At 67.8% G+C, this 23448-nt stretch carries 4 protein-coding genes; all 4 read left to right on the top strand.

All coding sequences use genetic code 11. The features are described 5' to 3' along the window. Nucleotides 1–182: 182 nt before the first annotated feature. The 4 genes from ABD793_RS14025 (at nt 183) to ABD793_RS14010 (ending at nt 23444) form a co-directional block, all read left to right on the top strand. Entirely contained in the window at nt 183–1766 is a 1584-nt protein-coding gene (locus ABD793_RS14025) for a class I adenylate-forming enzyme family protein (RefSeq protein WP_344859682.1), read from the top strand. 55 nt (nt 1767–1821) lie between these two features. Beyond that, entirely contained in the window at nt 1822–3111 is a 1290-nt protein-coding gene (gene hemA / locus ABD793_RS14020; RefSeq protein ID WP_344859680.1) for a 5-aminolevulinate synthase, read from the top strand. Next, nucleotides 3108–4649 (top strand): long-chain-fatty-acid--CoA ligase, encoded by a 1542-nt coding sequence (locus ABD793_RS14015; RefSeq protein ID WP_344859679.1) that lies wholly within the window; start codon nt 3108–3110, stop codon nt 4647–4649. The genes hemA and ABD793_RS14015 overlap by 4 nt, the downstream gene beginning before the upstream one ends. Nucleotides 4650–4907: 258 nt before the next feature. After that, nucleotides 4908–23444 carry an SDR family NAD(P)-dependent oxidoreductase gene (locus tag ABD793_RS14010; protein WP_344859677.1) on the top strand — a complete coding sequence of 6179 codons (18537 nt, stop codon included), beginning with the start codon at nt 4908–4910 and terminating at the stop codon, nt 23442–23444. Nucleotides 23445–23448 lie beyond the last annotated feature (4 nt).

Raw genomic sequence — 23448 nt, 5'->3', positions numbered from 1 at the left:
AGACGTCGGCACCCTGGGTAACTCTGCGGCGGGTGCACCGAACGGCTACCCAGATCGGCCTGCCTTCCGGCACTCCGTTATAGCCGGTCGAACGATCTACCGCTCGCGTCAATTCTGCGGCGAAGATTGACTGGCCCGATCTGACGACATCGCGGTAGTCGGCGAAATCAAAGGAAGGTCCCATGAGTCTGCCCGAGCATTGGTGGAGTGCACAGCAAAGTTATGCCTCGGAGATCCTCGCACTGCTCGCGGCCGCGCCGGATCGTGATTTCGCGCATTGGCGCGGTGAAGCCTTCTCCGGTGGTGACCTGATCCGGTCCGTGACCGAAGCGTTTCTCGCGCTGCGCGATCGTGGAGTGGGCAAAGGGGACGTGGTAGCGATCCTGGTCGCGCCCAACAGCCCGGAAACGTTCACCGTGCGGTACGCGGCACATCTGCTCGGTGCCGCGGTCTGCTATTTGCGAACCACCAATCCTGGTACCAAGGTAACGGTTCTTCCGCTGGACCAGCAGCTCCAGATCTTGCGCGAGACCGAAGCCGTGACCGTCTATGCCGATGCCGAAACTTCGGAGCGTGCGCTGGAGATCGCTGCTGGCAGCGGGATCCCGGTAACGCGACTTCAGCACGGGGAACGCAGTGCGGCCGGCCGGGTCGACGGTGCCGACGCCCAGGACGTCGTGGCATGGGATCCGGACGCGCTGGCCGTCATCAACTTCACCAGCGGCAGCACCGGACGGCCCAAGGGCATCCGGCTGTCGGGCCGCGCGTGGCAAGCCACCTTGCGGGCATGGATGGAGCTCGGTCGTGAAGCCGGCTGTACGTCGCTGCTGGTGTCGACCCCGCTGAGTCATGGTGTCGCTCCGATGGCCGACGCGGTCCTCGCCTCGGGCGAAGCGCTCTATCTCCAGGAGAGCTTCGATGCCGAGAAGTTCGTGCAGACCGTCTCCGCGGAGAAGGAGGTCTCGTGGACGTTCATGGCGACCACGCACGTCTTCCAGCTCATCGACCACCTGCTCGAGCGGGGAATCCGCGACAGTGCCGCGGTGGCAGCCGCGGGCTTGTCTTCGCTGAAGCGGATTGTCTACGGCGGCAGCCCCGCGGCACCCGCCAGAATTGCACAGGCCTTTCAGCTCTTCGGCTCGGTCCTGGCGCAGGGGTATGCCACGAGTGAGAGCGGTCGAATCACGACTCTGACCCCGCCACAGCACGGCGACCCGGAGATTTCGGCCACCGTCGGGCGGCCCTTCCCCGAGGTGGAGGTCGTGGTCTGCAACTCGGATTCGGGTGCACAACTGGCGACCGGGGAGATCGGTGAGGTTCGCGTCCGTTCGCCGCAGATGATGGACGGCTACAACGGCGACCCGGAATTGACTGCACGAGTTCTTCGTGACGGCTGGTATTTCACCGGCGACATCGGTTGTCTCGACGAGCGAGGGTGTCTGACCCTGCTGGGCCGGGTTGCCGACGTGATCAAGGTCGATGGGGTCAAGGTCCATCCGATAGTCGTCGAGTCGGAAATCCTCTCCCACTCAGGTGTCCGGCATGCCGCCGTCTACGGCGTGCGAGACGAGGACGGCAGTGAGCACATCCACGCCGCGATCGAATGCGATCCGGCCGACGTGGTCGAAGTGGACCGTATCCGCGCCGGAATTGCCGAGGCGCTGTCCCCGATTCACGTGCCGGAGAAGATAAATATCTTGAACGCGCTGCCGATGAACCGGAACGGTAAGCCGGACAAGGTGCTCCTGCGGTCGACAGGTGCCTAGGACGGGCCCGCTGATTCGTATATCAATCCAGCTGCAACGTCGAGAAGGCGAGTGAATGAACGTTCATCTGGCATCATACCTGAGCGGGAAAACCGCGGACGATCTTGCCGAGAGCAAGCGCGAATTCCTGGAGATCGGCCGGCGTTCCGGTAATTACCCGATGGCCACCGCGCGGCGCGACGGGATGAATTCGGAAGTCAGCGTCTGGTGTAGCAACGACTACCTGGGAATGGGGCAGAACCGCCAGGTCATCGCGGCTGTGCAGACTACGATCGATGTGCACGGCGTGGGCTCCGGAGGTTCCCGGAACATCGGCGGGAACAACCATTATCACGTCCTGCTGGAAGATGAACTGGCGGATCTGCACGGTAAGGAGGCTGCGCTCCTTTTTTCCTCGGGGTACACGGCCAATGAGGGTGCGCTCACCGTGCTGGCCGGGATGCCGAAAGATACCGTCGTATTTTCCGACGCGAAGAACCACGCCTCGATCATCGACGGTCTCCGGCACAGCGGCGCGCAGAAGCACGTGTTCCGGCACAACGACGTCGCCCACCTGGAGGAATTGATCGCGGCCGCCCCCGCCGACTGTCCGAAGCTGATCGTCGTGGAAACGGTCTACTCCATGTCGGGCAACGTCGCGCCGCTCGCCGCGATTGCCGATATTGCGGACAAGTACGGTGCCACGACCTTCATCGACGAGGTCCACGCGGTCGGTATGTACGGTCCGCAGGGTGCCGGTATTGCCGCGCGGGAAGGCATCGCCGATCGGTTCACGGTCGTGATGGGTACCTTGGCAAAGGGGTACGGAACGGTCGGTGGCTACATCACCGGACCGGCGGCACTGGTGGACGCGGTCCGGACCTATGCGCGCTCGTTCGTCTTCACCACCTCGCTGCCGCCGGCGGTCGCGGCCGGTGCGCTGGCGTCGGTTCAGTACCTGCGGTCCTCCGACGTCGAGCGAAAGCTTCTCTCGGAGAACGCGCGGCTTCTGCACAGCCTGCTGGTCGCAGCGGACATCCCGTTCATTTCCACGGACTCGCACATCGTTTCGGCCTTCGTCGGTGATGACGAGATGTGCAAGCGGGCGTCCCAGTTGCTGTTCGAGCGGCACGGGATCTACGTCCAGTCCATCAATGCCCCGAGCGTGCCCGCGGGCGAGGAGATCCTGCGGATCGCGCCGTCTGCCGTGCACGATCAGAACGAGGTCGAGGACTTCGCCCGTGCTCTGCGCGGAATCTGGGAAGAATTGCAGATCCCGACCGCGCGAGCCCGAGACTGGTTCACGTCCGAGCTCTGCGGCGGCAGCATCCGCGCCGCCGCGAAAGACGGACTGCTGCCGCAATGACCAGGTCAGTTGCCGCCGTGCTGGCCGACACGGCGGCGCAGCGGCCCAACCACTCTGCGGTGATCTACGAGTCCGAGCATTTCACTTACGGGTGGCTGTGGGAACAGGCACGTCGCTACGCCTCCGTGCTGCGAGCCAACGGAGTACGGCCAGGAGACCGGGTCGCCCTGCTCCTGGTCGACACCCCGCAGTTTCCCGTTGTGTACTTCGGCGTGCTGGCGGCCGGTGCCGTCGCGATCCCGCTGAACGTCATGTCGACCGCGTCGGAGATCGAGCACGTACTGACCGATGCGGACGCCCGTTTTCTGGTGTGCGCTAACACCTTGCTGGCACAGGCGAGAGAGGCCGCGGGGTCGCTCGCGACGGTGCTCTTCACCGTCGGCCCCGGCCCCGCGGGCACTGTCGACCTGGAGAATGCGGCACCGGACGCAGCGCCGATCGATGACTGGGCAGCGCGGGAACCCGACGATGTCGCGGTCGTGTTCTACACGTCCGGCACGACGGGCACGCCGAAAGGGGTGATGCTCACCCACCGCAATATTCTCTACAACGTCGATGGGATGGTCGCCACTCCGTACGCGTTCCGGAGTTCCGACGTATTGCTCGGGTGTCTGCCGCTGTCGCACGGTTTCGGTCAGATCTGCGGCATGCTGACCGGATTCCGTGCCGGTATATCGATTGTCCTGATGTCGAGGTTCTCCGCGCCGGAGGCCCTCGCGCTGATGACGAAGCACCGATGCACGGTGTTCATGGGCGTGCCGACGATGTATTTCGTGTTGCTCGATGCAGTGGCCAAGGGCGGGCAGGTTCCTCGGCTCGACCGCGTCTACAGCGGGGGATCGGCGCTTCCGGCCAACACGCTCGACGAGGTCCGGAGCGTGTTCGGCTGTCCGGTGTACGAGGGCTACGGGGCGACCGAGACCTCCTGCAGTGTTGCCTACCACTATCCCGGCCTGCCTTTTCGTGCCGGCACGACCGGGGTTGCGATCAATGATCTCACCGTCGGCATCGCCCGGCCGAACGCCGACTGCATCGAGCTCCTGCCGGTCGGCGAGGTGGGCGAGATCGTGGTGCGCGGCCCGACCGTGATGGCCGGATACCTCGGTCGCCCGGACCTCACCGCCGAGGTGGTGGTCGACGGCTGGTTCCGCACCGGCGATCTCGGCAGGCAGGACGGCGACGGCTACCTCTCGGTCGTGGGCCGGAAGAAGGACTTGATCCTGCGCGGCGGCTACAACGTCTATCCACGTGAAATCGAGGAGATCCTCGTCGGGCATCCGGCAGTGGCGCAGGTGGCGGTCATCGGTGTTCCGCACCGTGGGCTCGGTGAGGAGGTCTGGGCGATCGTCGTGCCTGCCCGTCCGGAGGACGTTGCCGATGGCTCGGACGAAGAGATCATCGAATGGGGAAAACAGCGTCTCGCGGCATACAAATACCCTCGTCGAGTCGAGTTCACCGACGCTCTCCCGATGGGGTCCAGCGGAAAAGTGCTCAAGCGGGCGCTCGTCTCGAAATACGAGTCGACCGTCGGCTCGTAGCCGCACACGAAGAAGCAGGCGCGTTGCCGACGATATCGGCACGAACGCGCTGGCGGGAGCAGGAGTGAGACCCACGTGAGTCGAAGCCGCACTTGACAGGTGCGGCCTGCACGTCCGGAGCCGGCTTTGCATCGTCCGGTCCCGGACGCGGCTGACCGGCCGCCACAGAATCAGATCGGCGTAGCACCCGCAGCACTGCTGTGGGTGCTACGCCGCCGCTCAAGCATCGCAGGCAACAATAGGTAGGGCAGCTCGACCATGGTTGAATTCCAAGCGGACCCGTCGACATCGACCGAAGCGATCGCCATCGTCGGTATATCCTGCCGGCTGCCACATGCGGAGAACCCTGCTCAACTGTGGCAGCTGCTGCGCGAGGGCCGCAGTGCGATTGGCGCGCCGCCGGCAGGCCGGCCCGAACTGCCCTCCCGGCCGGGCGGCTATCTCGAGGACGTCAGCGGTTTTGACGCCGGCTTCTTCGGCATCAGCCCGCGTGAAGCGTCGTCGATGGATCCGCAGCAGCGGCTCATGCTTGAGCTCTCCTGGGAGGCACTGGAGGACGCCAGGATCGTCCCGTCCGATCTTGCCGACAGCCGGACCGGTGTTTTCGTCGGCGTTATCGCCGACGACTATGCCACGCTCACGCATCAGCGCGGGGCGGACGGCATCACCCGGCACACCCTGACCGGTCTCAACCGTGGCGTCGTCGCCAACCGGATCTCCTACACCCTGGGTCTGCACGGACCCAGTGCGGCGGTGGACACCGGCCAGTCCTCCTCACTGGTCGCTGTGCACCTGGCAGCCGAAAGCCTGCGTCGCGGTGAGTCCACCATGGCCATCGCCGGTGGTGTCAACCTCAATCTGGTGCCGGACAGCACTGTCGGCGCGGAGCGGTTCGGCGCACTTTCACCGGACGGTCTCAGCTTCACGTTCGACGCGCGAGCGAATGGCTATGTGCGCGGTGAGGGCGGCGCGTTCGTGGTGCTCAAACCGCTGCACGCCGCCGTGGCAGACGGCGATCCGGTCTACTGCGTGCTGCACGGCAGCGCGATGAACAACGACGGGACGACCGAGGGCCTCACCGTGCCGAGTCCGGCCGGCCAGCAGGACGCCCTGCGACAGGCGTACGAGCGTGCCAAGGTGCCCGCGGAGCAGGTGCAGTACGTCGAATTGCACGGTACGGGTACCAAGCTGGGCGACCCGATCGAGGCGGCGGCTCTGGGCACGGTGCTCGGTGACGGCCGGGTGGACGGAGCCGAGCTACGGGTCGGATCGGTGAAGACCAATGTCGGACACCTCGAGGGTGCCGCCGGCATCGTCGGCTTGCTGAAAGCGGCGCTCTGCATCCGCAACCGCGAGCTCGTGCCGAGCCTGAACTTCGAAACCGCCAACCCGGACATTCCGTTCGACGAGTTGAAGCTCTCCGTACAGCGAAGCCTCGAGCCGTGGCCGCGGCCGGACGAGCCGCTCTACGCAGGTGTCAGCTCGTTCGGTATGGGCGGTACCAACTGCCACGTCGTGCTTTCGGACTGGCGCACCGAGCCGGCACCGGTGGAGGAGTTTTCGGGGTTGGTGCCGTGGGTGGTGTCGGGTCGGTCGGCTGCGGGGGTGGTGGGTCAGGCTGGGCGGTTGGTGTCGTTTGTGGAGGGTTGTTCGGGTGTGGGTGTGGGTGTGGTGGGTCGTTCGTTGGTGGTGTCGCGTGCGTGTTTTGGTCATCGTGCGGTGGTGGTGGGGGAGTCGTGTGGGGAGTTGTTGGCTGGTGTTCGTGGGTTGGCTGCGGGTGTGTCGGTGGCTGGTGTGGTGTCGGGTCGTGTGGTGGAGGGTGGTGGGGTGGCGTTTTTGTTTTCGGGGCAGGGGAGTCAGCGGGTGGGGATGGGTCGTGAGTTGTATGTGAGTGAGCCGGTTTTTGCGGCTGCTTTTGATGAGGTTGTTGGGGTTCTTGATGTGTTTTTGGGTTGTTCTTTGGGGGTGGTGATTGAGGGTGAGTCGGAGTTGTTGGAGCGGACGTTGTTTACGCAGCCTGCGTTGTTTGCGGTTGAGGTGGCGTTGTTTCGGTTGTTGGTGCATTACGGGGTGGTGCCGGATTATGTGGTGGGGCATTCGGTGGGTGAGGTGGTGGCGGCGTATGTGTCGGGTGTGTTGTCGTTGGAGGATGCGGCGCGTTTGGTGTGTGCGCGGGCGCGGTTGATGGATGAGGTGGCTGTGGGTGGGGCGATGGTGGCGGTGCGTGCGGGTGAGGGGCGGGTTTTGGGGTGGTTGGAGGGTCGTTCGGGTGTGGGTGTGGCGGGGGTGAATAGTCCGGGGAGCACGGTGGTTTCGGGTGATGAGGCTGCGGTGTTGGAGGTGGTGGAGTTGGCTCGTGCGGAGGGGGTGGAGGCGGTTCGGTTGAAGGTGAGTCATGCTTTTCATTCGGCGCATTTGGATGGGATGTTGGAGGAGTTGACTGAGGTTGCGCGGGGGTTGACGTATTCGGTGCCGCGGATTCCGGTGGTGTCGAATGTGACTGGTGGTTTGGTGGAGGAGTTTTCGGCGGAGTATTGGGCTGTGCAGGCTCGGTCGGCGGTGCGGTTTGCGGATGGTGTTGCGACGTTGGCTGGGTTGGGTGTGTCGGCGTTTGTGGAGTTGGGTCCGGATGCGACGTTGGCGGGTTTGGTGGGTGAGTGTTTGTCGGGTGTTGAGGATGTGGTGGTTGTTCCGGTGTTGCGGCGTGGGTTTCCGGAGCGGCGTTCTTTGTTGAGGGCTTTGTCTGAGGTGTATGTGCATGGTGTGGGTGTGGAGTGGGAACGGCTCCTGCCGGGTTCGGGAGTGGTGGACCTGCCCACGTATGCTTTCCAGCGACAGCACTTCTGGCTGGACGGTTCGGCGATCGAGCCGGTTCAGGAGCGGACTGTTGCGGCAGGGCGGAGCGGGCTGGCGGGGCGGAGCGAGCCGAAGCGGTCCGCGCGGCGAGGCGATGAGCTGGAGCTGGTCCGTGCACACGTGGCAGCAGTGCTCGGCCACGGATCGGCGCGCGAGGTGGACATCGACACGACCTTCAACGACCTGGGCTTCGACTCTCTCTCGGCCGTCGAGCTGCGGAACGCGCTGAACACGGCCACCGGGCTCTCGTTGCCCTCCGGCCTCCTGTTCAACTATCCGACCCCGGCCACGCTCGCCGAACATCTCGGTGGTCAGCTCCTCGGACTGGACCAGGGGCGGGATGAAGACGCGGACGAGGCGACCGTCCTTGACGAGCCGATCGCGATCGTGGGCATGGCCTGCCGGCTGCCGGGCGGGGTCGCCTCTCCGGCGGACCTGTGGCGGTTGGTCAGCAACGAGGTCGATGCGATCGACGGATTCCCGACCGACCGCGGCTGGGACCTCGACTCGCTCTTCGCTGCCGATCCGGACCGCTCCGGCAAGACCTACGCCGCGCAAGGTGGTTTCCTGCACGAGGCGGGCCGGTTCGATGCCGAGTTCTTCGGGATCAGTCCGCGTGAGGCGGCGGCGATGGATCCGCAGCAGCGGTTGCTGCTGGAGACGGGCTGGGAGGCTTTCGAGCACGCCGGGATCGACCCGGCCGTGGTGCGCGGCACCCGTACCGGGGTGTACATCGGCGCGACGGCGCAGGAGTACGGACCACGGCTGCACGAGTCGTCCGGCGGACATGACGGTTATCTGCTGACGGGTAACACCGCCAGCGTTGCGTCGGGTCGGTTGGCCTATACCTTCGGGTTGGAGGGCCCGGCGGTGACGGTTGATACCGCGTGTTCGTCTTCGTTGGTGGCGTTGCATCTTGCTGCTCAGGCGTTGCGTCAGGGTGAGTGTTCGATGGCGCTTGCCGGTGGTGTGACGGTGATGGCGACACCGGGCATGTTCGTGGAGTTTTCTCGGCAGCGTGGGTTGGCTCCGGATGGTCGGTGCAAGGCGTTTTCGTCGTCGGCGGACGGCACGGGGTGGGCCGAGGGCGTGGGTGTGCTGGTGTTGGAGCGCCTGTCGGACGCAGAGCGCCGCGGGCATCAGGTGCTCGCGGTGATTCGTGGGTCGGCGGTGAATCAGGACGGTGCGAGCAATGGTCTGACTGCGCCGAACGGGCCTTCGCAGGAGCGGGTCATTCGGGCTGCGTTGGCCAATGCGCGGTTGTCGGCGTCCGAAGTGGATGCTGTGGAGGCGCACGGTACGGGTACCAAGCTGGGTGATCCGATCGAGGCACAGGCGCTGCTGGCCACCTACGGCCAGGATCGGCAGGAGCCGCTTCGGCTCGGTTCGTTGAAGTCGAATATCGGGCATACGCAGGCTGCGGCGGGTGTCGCTGGTGTGATCAAGATGGTCATGGCGATGCGTAACGGGGTCTTGCCCTCGACGTTGCACGTGGCCGAGCCGACTCCGGAGGTCGATTGGTCGGCGGGCACGGTGAAACTGCTGACGCAGGCACGGCAGTGGCCGGAGCTGGACCGTCCGCGCCGGGCGGCTGTCTCGTCCTTCGGTGTGAGCGGGACCAACGCGCACCTCATCGTGGAGCAGGCTGCGGAAGTCGAAGCTCCGCCGGTGGAGGAGTTTTCGGGGTTGGTGCCGTGGGTGGTGTCGGGTCGGTCGGCTGCGGGGGTGGTGGGTCAGGCTGGGCGGTTGGTGTCGTTTGTGGAGGGTTGTTCGGGTGTGGGTGTGGGTGTGGTGGGTCGTTCGTTGGTGGTGTCGCGTGCGTGTTTTGGTCATCGTGCGGTGGTGGTGGGGGAGTCGTGTGGGGAGTTGTTGGCTGGTGTTCGTGGGTTGGCTGCGGGTGTGTCGGTGGCTGGTGTGGTGTCGGGTCGTGTGGTGGAGGGTGGTGGGGTGGCGTTTTTGTTTTCGGGGCAGGGGAGTCAGCGGGTGGGGATGGGTCGTGAGTTGTATGTGAGTGAGCCGGTTTTTGCGGCTGCTTTTGATGAGGTTGTTGGGGTTCTTGATGTGTTTTTGGGTTGTTCTTTGGGGGTGGTGATTGAGGGTGAGTCGGAGTTGTTGGAGCGGACGTTGTTTACGCAGCCTGCGTTGTTTGCGGTTGAGGTGGCGTTGTTTCGGTTGTTGGTGCATTACGGGGTGGTGCCGGATTATGTGGTGGGGCATTCGGTGGGTGAGGTGGTGGCGGCGTATGTGTCGGGTGTGTTGTCGTTGGAGGATGCGGCGCGTTTGGTGTGTGCGCGGGCGCGGTTGATGGATGAGGTGGCTGTGGGTGGGGCGATGGTGGCGGTGCGTGCGGGTGAGGGGCGGGTTTTGGGGTGGTTGGAGGGTCGTTCGGGTGTGGGTGTGGCGGGGGTGAATAGTCCGGGGAGCACGGTGGTTTCGGGTGATGAGGCTGCGGTGTTGGAGGTGGTGGAGTTGGCTCGTGCGGAGGGGGTGGAGGCGGTTCGGTTGAAGGTGAGTCATGCTTTTCATTCGGCGCATTTGGATGGGATGTTGGAGGAGTTGACTGAGGTTGCGCGGGGGTTGACGTATTCGGTGCCGCGGATTCCGGTGGTGTCGAATGTGACTGGTGGTTTGGTGGAGGAGTTTTCGGCGGAGTATTGGGCTGTGCAGGCTCGGTCGGCGGTGCGGTTTGCGGATGGTGTTGCGACGTTGGCTGGGTTGGGTGTGTCGGCGTTTGTGGAGTTGGGTCCGGATGCGACGTTGGCGGGTTTGGTGGGTGAGTGTTTGTCGGGTGTTGAGGATGTGGTGGTTGTTCCGGTGTTGCGGCGTGGGTTTCCGGAGCGGCGTTCTTTGTTGAGGGCTTTGTCTGAGGTGTATGTGCATGGTGTGGGTGTGGAGTGGGAACGGCTCCTGCCGGGTTCGGGAGTGGTGGATCTGCCCACGTATGCCTTCCAACGACAGCACTTCTGGCTGAACGCTCCGCGTTCCGGCGACGCGGGGAGCCTGGGGTTGGCGGCGGTGGACCATCCGCTGCTGGCTGCGGCAATCGCGGAGCCGGACGGCGAGGGGGTGCAGTTCTCCGGGTCGGTGTCGTTGTCGACGCATCCGTGGCTGGCTGATCACGCGATCGGCGGGACGGTCCTGGTTCCGGGGACGGTGTTCCTGGAGTTGGCCGGTCATGCTGCCGAACAACTCGGGTACGCCACCGTTGACGAGCTCACTCTCCAAGCGCCTCTCATGCTGACCGGAACCGGCGCGGTCTCGCTCCGGCTGACCGTTGAGCAGAGCGATACGCGCGGCGACCGTCGGTTCACGGTGTATTCGCGAACCGGCGAAGAACAGTGGACCGCGCACGCGGCCGGTTTGCTCACCTCCTTCGCCGCCTCGCCGGGGGTTTCCCTGGACCAGTGGCCGCCGGCGGACGGCATCGCCATCCCGCTGGAGGGTGTCTACGAGCGCCTCGACGATCTGGGTTACGGGTACGGGCCGGCCTTCTCCGGTCTCCACGCGGCCTGGCGCGCCGGGGACGATCTCTTCGCGGAGGTCGTGCTGCCCGCGCAACTGCACGGCGAAGCCGGTCGTTTCGGTGTGCATCCCGCACTCCTCGACGCGGCCCTGCACCCGCTGGTCCTCGTCCTCGAAGCGGAGCAGGACGACAGCAAGATCCACCTGCCGTTCTCGTTCTCGGGCTTCGCGGTGCACGCAGTCGGCGCCACCGTGCTGCGGGTCCGCTGGACCTATACCGGCCAGGACACCGCGCGCCTCGCGGTCGCGGACGCCACCGGCGCGCCGGTGGCGACGATCGAGGCAGTCTCGCTGCGGCCGATCGCCCGCGAGCAACTCGCACCAGCCGACCCTGGCGTGGCATCCCTGTACAGGGTGGCCTGGGAGGCCGTACCTGCGGTCGAACCGGTCGCCGGGCAGCGGTGGGTCCGAGTGGGCGAGGCACCGCACGCTGACCTCGGCGCGCTGGGTGCCGCGGTCGACGCGGGTCTTCCCGTGCCGGAGTTCGTAGTGCTCAGCGGTCAAGAACTCGTGCCCGACACCTCAGCCGAGGTACTCGTGCAGACCCACGCGACGGCGGCGCGTGGTCTGGAAGTGGTGCAGGAATGGCTGACCGCTCGGCAGTTCGCCGAGAGCCGGCTGGTCGTCGTCCTGCCGGACGGTGCGCTGCACACGGCCGCGCTCGTGGGCCTGATCCGTACTGCCCAGTCCGAACACCCGGGCAGGCTGGTCCTGGCGCACCTCGACGAGGGCGGCGCGGAGTTGTTGCCCTCGGTGTTGGCGTCGGGTGAGTCCGAGGTCGCGGTGCGTGGTGGTGCGTTGTTCGTGCCGAGGCTGGCGCGTGCCGCGGGTGCGGTCGCGGGTGCGGAGGGCCTGGACCCGGAGGGCACGGTCCTGGTGACCGGTGGTTTGGGTACGTTGGGCCGGCTGGTGACGCGGCGGTTGGTTTCGCACCACGGTGCGCGGCATCTGCTGTTGGTGAGTCGTCGTGGTGATGCGGCTGCGGGCGCTGCGGAGTTCGTCGCGGAGCTGGCGGAATCGGGTGCGCAGGCTTCGGTGGCTGCGTGCGACGTTTCGGATTTCGACGCGTTGGCCGGACTGCTGGACGAGGTGCCGGCCGGACATCCGCTGACTGCCGTGGTGCACACGGCGGGGGTGCTGGACGATGCGACGGTCGGATCGCTGACCGCGGAGCAGCTGGAGCAGGTGATGCGTCCGAAGGCGGACGCGGCCTGGAACCTGCACCGTCTCACCCGCGACTGCAGGCTGTCTGCCTTCGTGGCCTTCTCGTCCATCGCAGGTCTCGTGGGCAACGCCGGGCAGGCGAATTATGCGGCTGCGAATACCTTCTTGGACGCTCTCGCACAGTACCGCCGGGCGCAGGACCTGCCTGCCACCTCCCTCGCCTGGGGGCTGTGGGACAGCGCGGAAGGCATGGCCGGCAGCCTCGGGGATGCGGACGTCGCGCGGTGGAAGCGGAGCGGAATCGTCCCGCTGAGCCTGGAATCGGGTATGGCGCTGTTCGACGCCGCGCTGGGTTCGGCGGAGCCGCTGCTGGTTCCGGCCGAACTGGACCTGGGTGCGCTGCGTGCCCTGGCGGAGAAGACCGGGTTGCCCGACCTGTACACCGGCCTGGTCCGAGTGCGCCGCAGGCAGGCTGCGGGTGCCGCCCCCGGCGGCGGCTCGTCCTGGGCGCAACGGCTGGTCCCGCTCTCCGCGGACGACCGAGCGCAGGCAGTGCTGGAGACCGTGCGGGAGACCGTCGCACTGGTGCTGGGGCACGGGGCCGGTGTCGACGTCGATCCGGGCAAGGCGTTCAAGGATGCCGGCTTTGATTCGCTGACCGGTGTCGAGTTCCGCAACCGGCTCGGCGAACTGACGGGTATGCGGCTGCCGGCCACGTTGGTTTTCGACTGCCCTTCGCCTGCCGCGGTGGCGGATTTCGTGCTGGATCAGCTCGATGTGTCCGGGGCCGCGGTCGTCCCGGCGGTGGTTGCCCACGATCCGGGGTCGGACGAGCCGATCGCGGTGGTCGGCATGGGATGCCGTTATCCGGGCGGGGTCGGTTCGCCGGAGGAGCTGTGGCGGCTGGTGGCCGAGGGCCGGGATGCGATCGACGAGTTCCCGGCAGACCGCGGCTGGGACGTGGCGGGGCTCTTCGATCCGGATCCGGAGAAGATCGGCAAGTCGTCCACGCGCAGGGGCGGATTTCTTTACCAGGCTGCGGATTTCGACGCGGAGTTCTTCGGGTTGAGCCCGCGTGAAGCGGTGGCGACGGATCCGCAGCAGCGGGTGCTGCTGGAGGTCGTGTGGGAGGCGTTGGAGCGGGGAGGCATTGATCCTGCTTCGTTGCGTGGTTCGTCGACCGGTGTGTATGCGGGCGTGATGTACAACGACTACGGGTCGCGGCTGGGCAGCGCTCCGGAGGGGTTCGAGGGGCATTTGCTGACCGGCACGATCGCGAGTGTGCTGTCCGGCCGGGTGGCTTACACCTTCGGTTTGGAGGGGCCGGCGGTAACGCTGGATACCGCGTGTTCTTCGTCGTTGGTGGCGGTGCATCTGGCGGCTCAGGCGTTGCGCCGGGGTGAGTGTTCGACGGCGCTCGCCGGCGGGGTGACGGTGATGTCCACGCCGAACACCTTCGTGGAGTTTTCCCGGCAGCGCGGGTTGTCGCCGGACGGGCGGTGCAAGGCGTTCTCGTCGTCGGCGGACGGCACCGGCTGGGCCGAGGGCGCGGGCGTGCTGGTGCTGGAGCGGCTGTCCGACGCCCAGCGCCTTGGGCACGACATTCTCGGTGTGATCAGGGGTTCGGCGGTCAATCAGGACGGGGCGAGCAATGGTCTGACCGCGCCGAACGGACCGTCCCAGCAACGGGTGATCCGGCAGGCTCTGGCCAATGCGGGACTGACGGCCGCCGAGGTCGACGCCGTGGAGGCGCACGGCACGGGTACCCGGTTGGGCGATCCGATCGAGGCGCAGGCGCTGCTGGCGACCTACGGGCAGGAGCGGTCCGGCGATCAGCCCCTGTGGCTCGGTTCCATCAAGTCGAACATCGGTCACACGCAGGCTGCGGCGGGTGTCGCAGGCATCATCAAGATGCTGATGGCGATGCGGAGCGGGGCGCTTCCGGCGACGCTGCACGCGGACGAGCCGACCCCCGAGGTCGATTGGTCGGCGGGCACGGTGAAACTGCTGACGCAGGCCCGGGAATGGCCGGAGCTCGCTCGTCCCCGTCGTGCGTCGGTGTCGTCGTTCGGGATCAGCGGCACGAACGCGCATGTGGTCCTGGAGCAGGGCCCGGAACCGGTGGTGGCCGGCGAACCGGTCGTTGCCGGACTGCCGATGGTGGTGTCCGCCAAGAGCGAGGCGGCGCTGGCGGCTCGGGCGGCGCAGGTCCGTGGACTGCTGGCTTCGCCGGCCGTGGAGCCGGCGGTGGTCGCTTCCGCTCTGGCGACGCGGGTTCCGCACCTTCCGTTCCGGGCAGCTGTCTCGGGGGCGGACCGGGACGAGTTGCTGGCCGGTCTTGCGGCACTGGCTTCGGCCGGTTCCGCGCCGAATCTGGTGCAGGGTACGGCCGCCGGCGCGGGCAGGACGGTGTTCGTCTTCCCCGGTCAGGGTTCGCAGTGGCAGGGCATGGCGCTTGAGCTTTTCGATTCCTCCCCGGTGTTCGCCGAGCGGCTGGCGGAGTGTGCGCAGGCGCTGGCGCCGTTCACGGACTGGTCGCTGCTGGATGTGCTGCGCGGTGTGGCGGGTGCGCCTGATTTCGACCGGGTGGATGTGGTGCAGCCCGCGTTGTGGGCGGTGATGGTGTCGTTGGCGGCGTTGTGGCGTTCGGCGGGCATCGAGCCGGATGCGGTGGTCGGGCATTCGCAGGGCGAGATCGCGGCGGCGGTGGTTGCCGGTGCGTTGTCGCTCGAAGACGGGGCGAAGATCGTCGCGTTGCGCAGCCGGGCGATCGTGGAGCTGGTCGGTACGGGCGGGATGGTGTCGGTGGCGCTGCCGTCCGACCGGGTTCGCGAGCTCATCGCCGAATGGGGCGGCGCGGTCGAGATCGCCGCACACAACGGCCCGGCGAGCACGGTCGTCTCCGGCGACCCGGAGGCACTGGCCGCCCTCGTCGCGCAAAGCGAGGCCAAGGGATACCGCGCCCGCACCATTCCGGTCGACTACGCCTCGCACTCCGCGCACGTCGACTCGGTGGAAGACGAGCTGCGTGAGCTGTTGGCCGGCGTCACGCCGCGGACCGGTGACATCAGGTTCTTCTCCACTGTCACCGGGCAGCTGCTGAACGGTGCGGAGCTCGACGGCGGGTACTGGTTCCGCAACCTCCGCCAGACCGTCCGGTTGGAAGAGACCGTCCGTGCACTGCTCGGCGACGGACATCGCGTCTTCGTCGAGGTCAGTGCCCACCCGGTGGTTACCTCGGCGCTCGCGGACACGGCCGACGAGGCCGGTGTGGACAACGCCGTCGTGGTCGGCACGCTGCGGCGCGACGACGGTGGACGGGATCGTTTCCTGGCCTCGGTCGCCGAGGCGCACGTCAACGGGGTACCGGTGGACTGGCCGGCGGTGACCGGCGGTCCCGGCGTCCCGGTCGACCTGCCCACCTACCCGTTCCAGCGGCAACGCCACTGGCTCGACGGCCCGCCGCCGGCCGGCGACGCGGGCGGGCTCGGCATGGCCGCCGAGCGCCACCCGCTCATCGGTGCCGCACTCTGGACGGCCGACGAGGACAAGCTGGTCCTCAGTGGACGGATCTCCTTGTCCGGGCAGCCGTGGCTGGCGGACCACGCGGTGGCGGGCACGGTGCTGCTCCCCGCCACGGCCTTCGTGGACCTCGCAATCCGGGCGGGTGATCACAGTGGTCTCGACCAGCTCGACGAGCTGACGTTGGAGGCGCCGTTGGTGCTTCCCGGCCGCGGCGGGGTGCAACTCCAGGTTGTGGCCGACGCTCCGGACAAGGAGGGCCGGCGCGCACTGTCGGTCCACTCGCGGCCGGAAGCCGAGGCCGTCGACGCGCCGCTCAGCCCATGGGTCCTGCACGCCACCGGAACACTGAGCCGCGCGGAAGCGCGTACCGAGGTGCCGGACGCCGCTGCCTGGCCTCCTGCTGGTGCCGAACCGGTCGATCTGTCGGCGGTATACGACACGCTTGCCGAGCGGGGTTTCGAGTACGGACCCACCTTCCAGGGGCTGCGCGCACTGTGGCGCGCCGGGCAGGAGACCTTCGCCGAGGTCGCATTGCCGAAGGACGTCGCCTCGGGCGAGTTCGGGATTCACCCGGCGCTGCTCGATGCCGCGCTGCATCCACTGGCACTTGCCGAGGACGGCCGACTGGTGCTGCCGTTCGCCTGGACGGGCGTCCGGCTGCACGCAGCGCACGCCAGCGTGCTGCGGGTGCGGCTCACCCCGAACGGCTCGGGTACTGCAGTGTCCCTCGCCGACGCGAGCGGTGCACCGATCGCGACCGTGCAGTCGCTCAGCCTGCGGCCCGTCGACCCTGCGCAGCTGGCCGGTCGGAGCACCACGGACCAATCACTGTTCGAGGTGGCGTGGACGGTCGTCCCGGACGGCCCCGCGAGCACCCGATGGGCCGTGCTCGACGAGTTCGACCATGGTCTGCCTGCTCCGTCGGGAACCTACTCGGATCTTTCCGGCATGGTGGAAAGCCCGCAGCTCGTCGTGGTCCCCGTCCGTGCCGACGGCGGCCCCCGTGCCGTGGCGCAGCGCGCCTTGCGGCTGGCGCAGGAATGGCTTGCGAACGAGCGGTTCGGCGACGCGCGGCTGGTTTTCCTGACCTGCGACGCGACCACTGCCGGTACGGAGGCCGGTCTCGGCTCGGCTCCTGTCTGGGGGCTGGTGCGTACCGCGATGTCGGAGAACCCCGATCGGTTCGGCCTGGTGGACGTGCCGGAGTGGAACCTCGCCGAGGCCGAACTGGGCCGTGCGCTGGCGGTGCCGGAAGCCCAAGTGCGCTTCCGGGACGGCGCGCTGCTGGCACCGCGGCTGGTCAACTCGCCTGCGACGAGCCACCCCGCGGCCGCCCTGAACCCCGAGGGCACCGTGCTGATCACGGGTGCGACCGGCACGCTGGGCCGGCTGTTCGCCCGTCATCTCGTCTTCGAACACGGCGTGCGGCACCTGCTGCTGGTGAGTCGACGTGGCCGGGAGGCCGCAGGCATGCCGGAGCTGGAAGACGAACTCGTCGCGCACGGAGCCGAGATATCCGTGGCCGCCTGCGACACCGCGGACCGCGCGGCAGTCGCCGCGGTGCTGGAGAGTGTTCCCGCGGAGCATCCGCTTACCGCGGTGCTCCACACGGCCGGCGTGCTCGACGACGGCACGCTGCAGTCCCTTACGCCGGAGCAGCTGGACACCGTGCTGCGTCCCAAAATCGAGGCTGCGCGGAACCTGCACGAGCTCACGGCGGACCTGGAACTGGACGCGTTTGTCTTGTTCTCCTCGCTGGCCGGAACGGTCGGCACCGCGGGACAGGCCAACTACGCAGCAGCCAACACCTACCTGGATGCCCTCGCGCTCCACCGTCAGTCGCTGGGGCTGCCCGGCACTTCGCTCGCCTGGGGCTTGTGGGCAGACGAAAGCGGGATGACCGCCCACCTGACCGATGCCGACCTGGCCCGGATGGCCCGAAGCGGTATCGCTGCAATCACCGGTGATCAGGGGACGGCGTTGTTCGATGCCGCGTTGGCAACCCGTCGTCCGGTCCTGGTCCCGGCACAGCTGGATTACCCCGGGCTGCGGAAACAGCGCGAAGACGGCACACTGGCCGCGCTCTTCCACGGGCTGGTGCGCCCGGCGCGGCGCGCTGCGGCCGGTGAGCAGTCCGGCGGAAGCTCGCTGCAAGAGCGCTTGGCGGGCCTGCCCCGCCAGGAGCAGGAGCGCGTACTGCTGGAGCTGGTCCGTGCCGCGGTGGCTGCGGTGCTCGGATACCCGGACGCGGATCAAGTCGTCCCTGACCGGGCTTTCAACGAATTGGGCTTCGACTCGCTCAAGGCAGTGGAACTGCGCAACCGGTTGAACGTGGTTTCCGGGCTGCGGCTGCCCGCGACCGTGGTGTTCGACTACCCCGATACCGTCGAGCTGGCGGGCTTTCTCCGGACCGAACTCGTCGTTTCGGCTCCCGAAGCGGCGGTGGCGGAACCGATCGCCGGTACTTCGGACGAACCGATCGCGATCGTGGCAATGGCTTGCCGCTATCCGGGGGAGGTCAGCTCCCCGGAGGAGCTGTGGACGCTGCTGTCCGACGAGCAGGATGCGATGGGGCCGTTCCCGGACGACCGCGGATGGGACCTGGACAGCCTTTACGACACGAACCCGGATCACGCCGGCACCTCGTACACCCGGCACGGCGGATTCCTTTACGAAGCAGCCCAATTCGACCCCGAGCTGTTCGGGGTGAGTGCGCGGGAGGCCACCGCGATCGACCCGCAGCAGCGCCTGTTGCTGGAGATCTGCTGGGAAGCGTTCGAGCGTGCGGGTATCGACCCGACCTCGCTCAAGGGCAGCCAAACCGGGGTGTTCGCCGGTGTCATGGCGAACGACTACGCGGCGCGGTTGAAGGACGCTCCCGACGCGTTGGAAGGCTATCTGTCGGTCGGCAGCACGGCCAGCGTCGCCTCCGGCCGGGTTGCCTACACGTTCGGCCTGCAGGGACCCGCGATCACCGTCGACACGGCCTGCTCCTCCTCGCTGGTCTCGATTCACCTTGCCGCGCAGGCGCTCCGAAACGGCGAGTGCGGACTCGCGCTGGCCGGTGGCGTGACAGTACTGGCCGCGCCAACGCTTTTCGTCGAGTTCAGCCGACAGCGCGGACTCGCTCCGGACGGCCGGTGCAAGTCGTTCTCCGCACAGGCGGACGGGACGGCCTGGGCGGAAGGTGCGGGAATTCTGCTGCTGGAACGACTCTCCGACGCGCAGCGGAACGGCCGTCGGATCCTCGGCGTGGTCCGGGGAACCGCGGTCAACAACGATGGCGCGAGCAACGGTCTCACCGCTCCCAACGGTCCTTCCCAGGAAAGGGTGATCCGCCAGGCACTCACCAGCGCGGGTCTGGCCGCGGCGGACGTCGACGTGCTGGAGGCCCACGGCACCGGCACCACCTTGGGTGATCCGATCGAGGCACAGGCGGTACTCGCCACGTACGGGCGGGACCGCACGTCACCGGTCCTGATGGGCTCGCTGAAGTCGAACATCGGACACTCGCAGGCTGCCTCCGGGGTGGCCGGCGTGATCAAGATGATCATGGCGATGCGGCACGGGGCGGTCCCGAAGAGCCTGCACATCGACGAGCCCAGTCCGCATGTGGACTGGGCGGCAGGCCAGGTGGAACTCCTCACCGCGGCGACGCCGTGGCCCGAATCCGAACGTCCGCGCCGGGCGGGCGTTTCCTCCTTCGGCATCAGCGGTACCAACGCCCACGTCATCGTCGAGCAGCCACCGGCCACGGAGCCGGTTTCGCCGACCCAGCCGATGCCGGTCGTGCCGCTGGTGTTGTCCGCGCACAACGACGCGGCGTTGCTGGCGCAAGCCGATCGGGTCGGTGCGGCGCTCGCTGAAGCCACCGAGGAGGAGCTGGCCTCGACAGGCAGCACTCTGGCCACCGGACGTGCCGGACTCCCGCACCGCGCAGTAGTAGTGGCCTCCAGCGTTCCGGAAGCGGTCGGTGGGCTCGCCGCGTTGAGCGTGCGCGGTATGCCGGTGGCCGGTCGTACCGCGTTCCTTTTCACCGGTCAGGGCAGTCAGCGGCTGGGTATGGGCCGGGAGTTGTATTCGGTCTACCCGGTCTACGCCGAAGCACTGGACGCAGTCCGCGACGAGCTCGACCAGTGGTTGGAAAAGCCGCTGCTCGACGTTCTCTGGGGCGAGGACCCCGCGTTGCTGGACCGGACCGATTTCGCCCAGGCTGCGCTGTTCGCCACCGAGGTGGCGCTCTACCGGCTCCTGGAGAGCTGGGGGATACGGCCGGACTTCCTCGGCGGCCACTCCGTCGGTGAGCTGGCGGCCGCGCACGTCGCCGGCGTCCTTTCGCTGGCGGACGCGGCGAAGCTGGTCGCGGCCCGCGGCCGGCTGATGCAGGCATTGCCTGGTGGCGGAACGATGCTCGCGGTCGAGGCCGACGAGGCCGAAGTGCTGAGGCTGCTCGACGGACGGGAGGACCTGCTGGGTATCGCCGCCGTCAACGGCCCTGCCTCCGTGGTGCTCTCGGGCGATACGGCGGCCGTCGAGGCGATCGGAGCGGAACTGGCCGCGCAGGGGCGGAAGACCAAGCGGCTGCGCGTCAGCCACGCCTTCCATTCCCCGCACATGGACGCGATGCTGGACGAGTTCCGCGCGGTCGTGCAGGAGTTCGCCTTCGCCCCGCCCGTCATCCCGATCGTGTCGACCCTGACCGGGAAACCGGCCGACGCCGGGGAACTGTCCACTGTGGAGTATTGGGTCCGCCATGTCCGCCGGCCGGTGCGTTTCCTGGACGCGGCACGCGTGATGGCGGCCGAAGGCGTCCGGACCTTCCTGGAGCTCGGCCCGGACGGCGTGCTCAGCGCGATGGGACAGGACTTCCTCGACACGACCGCACTGCTGGTTCCGGTACTGCGCGATGGGCGGTCCGAGCCGCACACCGTCGTCACTGCCGTGGCGCACGCCCAGGTGCGAGGCGTTCCGGTGGAGTGGCGGGCGTTGTTCGGCGAGAACGCCGGCCGAACTGCGGACCTGCCGACTTACCCGTTCCAACGCCGGCACTACTGGCTCACGGAGGGGCACGGCAGTGACGACGTCACCTCGGCCGGGCTGGACGCCGCACGGCACCCGCTGCTCGGTGCCGGAGTCCCGCTCGCGGATTCCGACGGGGTCCTGTTCACCGGCCGGGTTTCGGCCCGCAGCCATCCGTGGTTCGCTGACCACGCCGTCGCGGACACCCTGCTGGTCCCGGGGACGGCGCTGGTGGAGCTCGCCCTGCACGCGGGAACCGAGGTCGGCTGCGCGCGGCTGGAGGAGCTGACCCTTTCCGAACCGTTGGTCCTTCCCGACCGAGGTGCGCTCCAGCTGCAGATCACCGTGGGCAGTCCCGACTCCGACGGCCGTCGGCCGGTGGCCATCCACTCCCGTGGTGACCAAGACGGCGACCTCTGGAACCGGCATGCCGCCGGAAGCGTGGTGGCTGCCATTGCGGACAGCCCGAATCCCGACCCCGATCTGGCGGCCTGGCCGCCGGCCGGCGCCGAACCGCAACCGGTCGACGACCTGTACGACCGCCTGGCCGACCGCGGCTACGGCTACGGTCCGGCCTTTCAGGGACTCCAGGCGGCATGGCGCTCGGGTGCCGACTTCTACGCCGAGGTACGGACGTCCGTGGACACCGACGGTTTCGCCCTGCATCCGGCGCTGTTCGACGCGTCGTTGCACGCGCTGCTCCTGGAAGATCCGGCGGAGATCCGGCTGCCCTTCTCCTTCAGCGGTGTGCAGCTGTCGGGCATCCGGCCGGACACCCTGCGGGTGAAGCTTTCGGCCGGGGACGGCGGCGTCGCGGTTCGCATCGCCGACGACACGGGAACGCTGGCCGCCACCGTCGAATCACTCACACTGCGAGCCCTGCCGACCGGCAATTCCACCCCGCAGGTGTATGCGGTAGAGCAAACCGCGGTGGAACTTCCCGCCGCGGGCGCCGCGACCATCGCGGTTCTCGGCTCGAGCGATCTCGGGCTCGACGCCGAATGCCATCCCGACTTCGCCGCGCTGACCGCGAATGGCGCGGCCGTTCCCGACGTGGTTGTCCTTCCGGTACCTCCAGCGACCCCACCGGAGACGGCCCAGGTCACCGAGGAAGTGCTGGCGGTGCTGCAGCAGTTCCTCGGTACCGGGGAACTGCAGGACGCGCGACTTGCCGTGCTCAGCACCGGGGAACTGGGGCACAGTGCGTTGTCCGGGCTGATCCGGGCGGCCGAGTCGGAGCACCCGGGACGGTTCCAGCACGTGATCACCGACGGCCGGTCCGCCGGCGACGAGCTGCGTGCGGCGGCGCTGGCAGATCCGCGGGCACAGCTTGAGCTGCGTGGCGGACAAGCCTATGTGACCAGGCTGGCGAAGGTGCCGCATCCGGCCCGAGTCCCGGACTCGGCCGACCTGTTCGATCCGGAACACACGGTGCTGATCACCGGTGGCACGGGCGCACTCGGCGCCATGGTCGCGCGGCACCTGGTGACCGGCCGTGGCGCTCGCCGGCTGCTGCTCACCAGCCGGCGTGGGGGTGCGGAGAACCTGGTGGCCGAATTGACGGCGCTCGGCGCCGAAGTACGGGTCGCGGCCTGCGACGCGGCCGACCGTGTTGCGCTGGCCGAGCTGCTTGCCTCGATCCCGGACGAACACCCGCTCACCGCAGTGGTGCACGCGGCCGGAGTCGTCGAGGACTCCACTGTGGCGGCCATCAGCCCGGAAAGCCTCGCCCGGGTCCTGCGGCCGAAGGTGGCCGCTGCCTGGAACCTGCACGAGCTGACCGCCGAACTGGAGCTGACCGACTTCGTCCTCTTCTCCTCTGTTGCCGGTCTGGTGGGCAACGCCGGACAGGCCAACTACGCCGCGGGCAACACCTTCCTGGATGCGCTGGCCGAGTACCGGCGCAGCGTCGAGCTGCCCGCAGTGTCGCTGGCCTGGGGGATGTGGCAGGGCGGAATGGCGGACGAACTCGAGCAGGCCGACCGCGCCCGGCTGGTGCGCAACGGGGTGCTGCCGATGCCGGCCGACCGGGCACTCGCGGCGCTCGACCTGATCGTGGCCGGGGACAAGGCGGGTGAGCTGGGTTCCCGGCCGGTGCTCGCACCGGTGGCACTCGACCTTGCCGCACTGCGCTCCTTCGGAGACACCCTGCCGGAGCTGTTCCGAGGCCTGGTGCGTACCGGGCGCCAGGCCGGCCGGCCCAGCACGGCGGTGGAAATCCCGCTGGCGCAACGGCTCACCGGGCTCGGCGAGGCAGAGCAGGAAGCGCTGCTGCTTTCCTTCGTCAAGGAGCAGGTCGGCATCGTGCTGGCCCATCCGGCACCACGGACCATCGACGTCCGGCGCGGTCTGCTGGACCTGGGCTTCGATTCGCTCACCGCGGTCGAGCTCCGCAACCGGCTCACCATCGCCACCGAGCTGAGGCTGCCCAGCACGCTCATTTTCGATCACCCGACCACCGAAGCGCTCGCCAGCTACCTCCGGGGCCGGCTGGTCGGCGAACCGCCGGACCCGGTCCAGAAAGCACTGGACGCGCTGGAGGCCGTCATCGCCACCCCGGATACGTCCGACGGCGGCGCCGCGGAAACGATCGCCGCCCGATTGCGCGGGCTGCTCCGGAGAGTGGACGGAGGATCCGCCGTCGCAGCCCCCGATCTGGAAACCGACGACGACCTCTTCGCCGCACTCGACAACGAACTCGGCAGGTAGACAT

It is taken from the genome of Amycolatopsis ultiminotia (assembly GCF_039536925.1).
In the GTDB taxonomy this organism is placed as follows: domain Bacteria; phylum Actinomycetota; class Actinomycetes; order Mycobacteriales; family Pseudonocardiaceae; genus Amycolatopsis; species Amycolatopsis ultiminotia.
Note: the sequence above shows the minus strand (reverse complement) of the source record. Positions and strands in the feature narration are given on the sequence as shown.

Bases quoted from the DNA above. Each gene is read 5' to 3' on its own strand.
- ABD793_RS14025 (WP_344859682.1), top strand. From the start codon at position 183: ATGAGTCTGCCCGAGCATTGGTGGAGTGCACAGCAAAGTTATGCCTCG.
- hemA (WP_344859680.1), top strand. From the start codon at position 1,822: ATGAACGTTCATCTGGCATCATACCTGAGCGGGAAAACCGCGGACGAT.
- ABD793_RS14015 (WP_344859679.1), top strand. From the start codon at position 3,108: ATGACCAGGTCAGTTGCCGCCGTGCTGGCCGACACGGCGGCGCAGCGG.
- ABD793_RS14010 (WP_344859677.1), top strand. From the start codon at position 4,908: ATGGTTGAATTCCAAGCGGACCCGTCGACATCGACCGAAGCGATCGCC.